Annotated in this window: 6 protein-coding genes; 3 read left to right on the top strand and 3 right to left on the bottom strand. The window is 48.6% G+C overall.

Going from position 1 to position 6,574, the window contains the following annotated elements:
- Positions 1 to 131 precede the first annotated feature (131 nt).
- The 3 genes from RUMCAL_RS01795 to bsh all read right to left on the bottom strand — a co-directional run bounded on the left by RUMCAL_RS01795 (position 132) and on the right by bsh (position 3,730).
- A complete protein-coding gene (locus tag RUMCAL_RS01795) occupies positions 132 to 1,925 on the bottom strand; it encodes an oleate hydratase (protein ID WP_021680726.1) in 1,794 nt (597 codons plus the stop codon).
- 259 nt (positions 1,926 to 2,184) lie between these two features.
- On the bottom strand, positions 2,185 to 2,739 hold the full coding sequence (locus RUMCAL_RS01790) for a TetR-like C-terminal domain-containing protein (protein ID WP_021680725.1): 555 nt from the start codon (positions 2,737 to 2,739) through the stop codon (positions 2,185 to 2,187).
- A gap of 13 nt (positions 2,740 to 2,752) precedes the next feature.
- Complete coding sequence (gene bsh, locus RUMCAL_RS01785) at positions 2,753 to 3,730, bottom strand: choloylglycine hydrolase (RefSeq protein WP_040646533.1); 978 nt, start codon at positions 3,728 to 3,730, stop codon at positions 2,753 to 2,755.
- A gap of 133 nt (positions 3,731 to 3,863) precedes the next feature.
- Between bsh and RUMCAL_RS01780 the strand changes: the two genes are divergently transcribed.
- The 3 genes from RUMCAL_RS01780 (at position 3,864) to RUMCAL_RS01770 (ending at position 5,883) form a co-directional block, all read left to right on the top strand.
- Positions 3,864 to 4,079, top strand: a complete 216-nt coding sequence (locus tag RUMCAL_RS01780; protein ID WP_040646531.1) for a DUF4177 domain-containing protein — start codon at positions 3,864 to 3,866, stop codon at positions 4,077 to 4,079.
- Positions 4,076 to 4,543: a hypothetical protein gene (locus tag RUMCAL_RS01775; protein ID WP_021680722.1), complete on the top strand. Its 468-nt coding sequence runs from the start codon at positions 4,076 to 4,078 to the stop codon at positions 4,541 to 4,543. Before RUMCAL_RS01780 ends, RUMCAL_RS01775 begins: the two co-directional genes overlap by 4 nt.
- 101 nt (positions 4,544 to 4,644) lie before the next feature.
- Positions 4,645 to 5,883: a nucleotide sugar dehydrogenase gene (locus RUMCAL_RS01770; protein WP_021680721.1), complete on the top strand. Its 1,239-nt coding sequence runs from the start codon at positions 4,645 to 4,647 to the stop codon at positions 5,881 to 5,883.
- The last annotated feature ends 691 nt before the right edge of the window (positions 5,884 to 6,574 follow it).

Below are 6,574 nucleotides of genomic sequence, written 5' to 3'. Positions count from 1 at the left end.
AATTTGACGACGCATCTGTCGCACAATCTTTGTGTGGTATTGCCCTGAAACATGCAAATTCTAAAAATGCGTACCGATTTTTGGTCGGTACGCATTTTTTGTAATATCTTACCACATGGTCTGGACTGCCGTTATTCGATCAGTCCGCTGTTCTTCAGCAGGATTTCAATATCCGTGCCCTTGACTTTTTTCAGAACGATCTTGAGCAGCTTCTTTTCCACAAAGGAAAGTTCTTCGTCGGTGAGTGGCTTTTTGTCAATGGCATAATAGCAGGCACGCAGCAGTTCCCGCACGTCGTACTTGCTGCCCCAGACTTCCGGCACACCGCGGTCAATGTCCAGCAGGGTGTAGACAGATTCCATACCGGTACGCATGGAATATTCCGTGGTGAAAATGGTGTCACGAGGTGTTTCTGCAAACTGCCCGATAAAGGCGAAGTTGACGGCTCCCTCCGGAACCACACGCGGACGGTCGATTTCCTTGCGGGGCTGGAAAAAGGCGTTGATATACGGCATGAAACAGGTCGTGGTGTTGCAGGCGTTTTTCGCCAGCGATGCAATTTTTTCTTCCGGTATGCCGATATGATACAGCCATTCCTGACAAACTTCTTCGCCGGTGCAGTCCCGCATTGCCTTTTTGACATAGTTTCCCTCTTTATTGGTGTTCAGGGAATACAGCCATATCAGCACCATGTTTTTGTCCTGCGAGTGGAACTGGGGCTGCCGGTTGATCGTCCACGAGAGGTACCAGTTGTCGGTGCTGTCCTTTACGGTGACGATACCGCCGGTGGTGACTTTGCCGGCACGGGGATCCCGTTTGCAAACGTTGATAATATGTTGAATGATCTCCTCATCTGCGGTGGCAACGGTGGCACTCATCCAGTTTGTCGCATCAATGTCGCTGCAAAAGACTTCCGGATTGCCGAATTCGCCGTGAACTGCTTGAGCCGCAATCGCTTTCCACAGATCCCACGATTCTCCGCAGCCGTTTTTCAGGTGGGACAGATCCGGTGCGTGGGTCTGGTCGCCGTAGCAGGAGGTGTCTGTGCAGCAGCCGTTGGTGATGAATACCAGATCGTCTTCGATCAGGTCAATGGTCTGTTCTTTGCCGTCTTTCCGGTATACGATCTGCTTGGCAACCTTTTTGCTGCCTACGGTTTCAATGATGACGTTCTTCACGTCCATGCCATATTCGATCTGTACGCCATGGGCTTCCAGATATTTCACCAGCGGCAGGATCATGCTCTCATACTGGTTGTATTTGGTGAACCGCAGTGCACTGAAATCCGGCAGCCCGTCAATGTGGTGCACATAGCGGCACAGATACCGCTTCATCTCCAACGCACTGGACCAACGCTGAAAGGCGAACATGGTCTGCCAGTACAGCCAGAAGTTGGTGTCCCAGAATGTGTCCGGCAGAACATCTGAGATCTTCTTGTCCTCCAGATCTTTTTCCGGTGTCAGGAACAGCTTGGAAAGTGCCAGAGCCGATGCCTTGTCCAGAGCGAATTTCTTGTCGGTGTGAGCATCTTTGCCGCGGTCAACGGAAGCACGGCAGAGGGAATAGTTGGGGTCGTGCTTATTGAGCCAGTAGTACTCGTCCAGCACGGAAACGTCCGGCGTTTCGAGAGAGGGGACATCGCGGAATGTATCCCACATGACTTCAAAGTGGTTGTCCATTTCCCGTCCGCCACGCATGAAAAAGCCCTTGGTGATGTCCTTGCGTCCGTCGCAGCTGCCGCCGGCAAGCTCCAGTTTTTCGAACAGGTGGATATGTTCTCCCTTCATCTGTCCGTCCCGTACCAGATAGAATGCTGCGGTAAGACCGGCAAGACCGGTGCCGATGATATACGCGGATTTTTTGTCCACATTTTTCGGCTTTTCTGGATGTGCGAATGCTTCATAAGTTCCTGCGGAATAATACATAACAATGCCTCCTTATAAAATAAAAATAGTTATAAAAATAATTTTTTGTGGTATTGCCATTGGTATAATTCTATTATACCCGATTTTCAGGAATTCACAATCAGCAAAAAAGGCTCCGTGATAAAAAACTTATCACAGAGCCGAAAAGTGTAAAAAATTCTATCAAAAATGCGAAAATGATAAAATCAGGGTAATACAGCACAAAGTCGCCAGACGCTCTTTGTGAGGTATTGACTCAGGGTTTTATGCAGTGTTCCCTTTATAACCGGAACCGCGAAATGGCTGCGGTGACGGAGCCTTGCAGCAGCTTTCCCAGCCGGCTGACGATCTCCTGCGGATTTTCCCGCATATCGTTCTTGATCCAGTCCAGCATCACGCCAATGAAAATATAGGCGTAGACCTTGGCGATAAACTGCTTGTCCTCGTCCCGCAAAGTCATGCCTGAGGCTTCCTCGTCGATAACGTCCAGCAGCAGTTGGTCTACCAGCGGCTGCAGGTATTTCTCCACCTGTTCCCGATGCACACAGCGGTAGACGTTCAGGATAAACGGCTTGTTTTCCTGTACTGCTTCGAAGATTTGCAAAAGTCCCTGCTGCCACGTGTCATAGGTCTTTTTTTCGTCCAGAGCCCGTCTGGCATCTTCCAGACAAGCCCATTCCACAAGGTCGTAGATGTCCTTGAAATGGTAGTAAAAGGTCATGCGGTTGATGCCGCAGTCCTCGGTAATATCGCCGATAGTGATTTTTGTCAGCGGTTTTTTCAGCAGCAGATTTTTCAGGGATTGTTCCAGAGCACGTTTGGTTACATTTGACATCGATGTTGTCCTTTCAGTTTTGGTAACAGATCTGTTCTCCGGTCTGCATGGGATAGCGGCATAACTGGTCGCTGTCCAGATTTTCCCGATGCATGCAGACTGCGGAGATCTGGTGATTTTCATAGGTGGTATAGTAGTAGATGCCCTTGTCGGCATTGCAGCAGGAAGTGTAAATGGTGATCTCGTACTGTCCGTCTTTCACTTCGCAGCAGCCGCGTGGCTGGTCAACGGCTCCGAGAATGTGGAAAAACTGGCTGACGCTTTCTGCTTCGGAACTGCCGGAAACGGCATTCGCCCGCACGAAAGCTGCCCGTACAAAGCGGGACTGGGAGGAGAGGTCACCGGGAAGCCCCAGTGCTCCCATGCCTCTGCTGTACGTCTGCAACGGCAGCTTGTCCGAAAAGTTGTTCTGCGGCTGCTTGGGAGAGAGGTGCAGAAAGTCGTTGAGGCGGAACATCTGCTCCGGAAAAGGCGGATTGTTGGTCAGGACACCGGCGGGATTGTCATAGACCTGAATTCCCGCGGCAGTGGCTTCTACTGTAATGGCTTGGTGCTTGTCAGCGATGAGCCAGTGCAGCTGTGCCGCAGGCATCTTTTCGTGAAACGGCGTGCCCAGCAGGCAAAGTGTTTCCACTTTTTCCTTGGCTTCGGCAGTGCTGGAGCACTGACTAAGAATCCACGGGATCAATTCATACTGTGCCACATTGTCCGAATGATCTGCAGGTCGGGAGGCGTAGCAGGCGTTGCCCACAAAGTTCAGCCCAGCCATGCAAAGTCCCTTTTCGTTGACGGCATCATAAAAAAGCGGGTAGCCCTGGGCAACGTGTGCAGTGCCGATCATGGCGTAGTGCTGTGCAGATACGCCCATGTGCAGAAATGACAGCCGGAACTGCCGCGGCACAATGACGATTTCTTCCCCGTAGGAACTTTCGTAATCCAGCGTTCTGCCAAAATAAAAATCATTTGTCTGATAAGTTGCAGCGGTACACATTGGAAATTCCTCCTGTGCAATAAATTTGATATGTATATTATAGCACAAAATTCGGAAAGATGCAAATAATAATATTGACATATACGGAATTTCATGTTATAATATATCTATATTTTTGTAAAGGAGAATGCATATGCCAAATTATGTTGTTTTACAGGTCGTTCTGAAGGAGAAGCTGATCGGAACCGGTTCCGGAAATCTGTCTGAACTGGAAAAGGTCATCAACGCACAGGCTGCCAAGGGATACCGTCTGCACACGATCACCACTTCTTCTTCCGGAAGCAAGGGATTTCTGGGCGGTGACCGCATTCAGGCAACCATGGTGTTTGAAAGCCTGAACAGAGCATGAAACGGGTTCTGGTAAAGTCTGTATATGATGCCTTTGAATATGTTATGCAGCATTTCTACTGTTTCGGACAGGCAGATATGGCGGAACGAAAGGATACGTATGCAGTCATTTCGATTCAGGATACGCACACGCAGGGATTCGGATTTCAGTTTTGCGAGAACCAGTTCTGCAAGGGTGTTCTGACGCTGTACTTTGATGACATTATCCGAGAGGTGGACGGGGCAGTTTTGTTTACTGATGAAATGGCAGATCAGATCATTGCATTTGTTCTGGCACATCGGTCTGTGGAAACGCTGCTGGTGCACTGCTACGGCGGACAATCCCGTTCCAGAGCCGTGGGAGCCTTTGCTGTGGAAATGCTGGGCGGCAATTCCAAAAGGTATTTTGAAACCGGTTCTCCCAATCAGTATGTCTACGATGTGCTGGAAACGGCGTGGATCAGACGGCAGCTGGGGGCGTTTTGAAACGAATTTTCATGAGAATGCGGGAAACTTCTTGAAAATGTAAAAAAATAGTGGTATACTATATAGGTGACACAGTACAGAAATGAGGAGGATTCTGATCCATGAATATTGCAGTTGCAGGAACCGGCTATGTGGGATTATCCATTGCTACACTGCTTGCCCAGCACAACAAAGTTACGGCGGTAGACATCATACCGGAAAAGGTCGAACTGATTCGCCAGAAAAAGTCCCCGATTCAGGACGATTACATTGAGAAATACCTTGCAGAAAAGGAACTGGATCTGACGGCAACGCTGGACGCAGAAGCGGCATATCGAGATGCAGATTTTGTGGTCATTGCTGCCCCGACCAACTATGACGGCAAGAAAAATTTCTTTGACACCAGTGCTGTAGAAGCGGTCATTGCCCTTGTCATGCAGTATAATCCGAATGCCATTATGGTCATCAAGTCCACCATTCCGGTAGGTTATACCAAGAGTATTCGGGAAAAGACCGGCAGTAAGAACATCATCTTCAGTCCGGAATTTCTGCGGGAGTCCAAGGCGTTGTATGACAACCTCTATCCGTCCAGAATCATCGTGGGAACGGACATGGACGATGCAAGACTGGTAGAAGCGGCTCACACCTTTGCCGGACTGCTTCAGCAGGGGGCAATCAAGGAGAACATTGACACCCTGTTCATGGGATTCACCGAAGCAGAAGCAGTCAAGCTGTTTGCCAACACTTATCTTGCCCTCCGCGTGTCCTATTTTAACGAACTGGACACCTATGCGGAACTGAAGGGACTGGACACGCAGCAGATCATTGACGGCGTATGCTTGGATCCGCGGATCGGAACGCATTATAACAACCCCAGCTTCGGCTACGGCGGCTACTGCCTGCCCAAGGATACCAAACAGCTGCTCGCCAACTATGCCGATGTGCCGCAGAATATGATGTCGGCAATCGTAGAATCCAACCGGACACGAAAAGATTTTATTGCTGACCGCGTGCTGGAAAAGGCAGGGTACTATGATTACAGCCAGAACAACGACTGGAATGCCGGCACGGAAAAGCAGGTTACCATTGGCGTGTACCGTCTGACTATGAAATCCAACAGTGACAATTTCCGGCAGTCCTCGATTCAGGGCGTGATGAAGCGTGTCAAGGCAAAGGGTGCTACAGTCATTATCTACGAGCCGACGTTGCAGGACGGAGCAACGTTCTTCGGCAGCGTTGTGGTCAACGATCTGGAAAAATTCAAGGCGGCGGCAGATGCGATCATTGCCAACCGGTATGATGCCTGTCTGGACGATGTGGAGAACAAAGTCTATACCAGAGATATTTTCCGCAGAGATTAAGGAAACGCTGCATAAAGCCGTCAGGCGGGCTTTATGCAGTGTTTCCTTAACGACGAACGGGGAAAAATCACTCCAAAAGATACGTGTCAGGCTTCATGTCAACACACCCGAAAACAAAATCGAGAAACAGAATGGCTTGGATTCTCCGGAATTTGAGCCATTTCGATTTTTTTCCAAAAAATTTGAAAAAAGGCTTGACAAGTCGATCAGGAAGTGATATAATAAAAGCAATCTCAAATTCGAGGAAGGAATGCGAGAGAAGGAATATTTATTTAAAAGTAGAATGACGTGATGGAACCCTAGTGTAATTAGGGGGTTGTTATGTCTGCTTTTAAATAAATATTCCTTTTTTTATTCCTTCCTGCATCTTGACAATTGCATATCACGCCTCAAACACCCAAAGATTTGATGCAGCAGATAGTATGCATTGCGGTCACCAGACTTGCGTACCTGCTGCCGAAATTGTGCACAGCACAAGAGAAAATCCCGCTGGAAACCTTGGAAAACGCTGCATCAAGCCCGCCTGACGGTTTTGTTGATCTGTGTTTCCCTTGTCAGAACGATGCTTACAGCAATATTTTATAAATGTTGTTTATTTTATTTTTGTTTTTGCGTCATTTTTATGATGCAGCCGTATGGCGTTTTTTTGCGATTCCTTTTTAAAGGCAATACCGCACAAAGATTGTGCGAC

The organism is Ruminococcus callidus ATCC 27760 (genome assembly GCF_000468015.1).
Classification (GTDB): domain Bacteria; phylum Bacillota; class Clostridia; order Oscillospirales; family Ruminococcaceae; genus Ruminococcus_C; species Ruminococcus_C callidus.
This window is presented reverse-complemented; position numbering and strand designations above follow the sequence as displayed.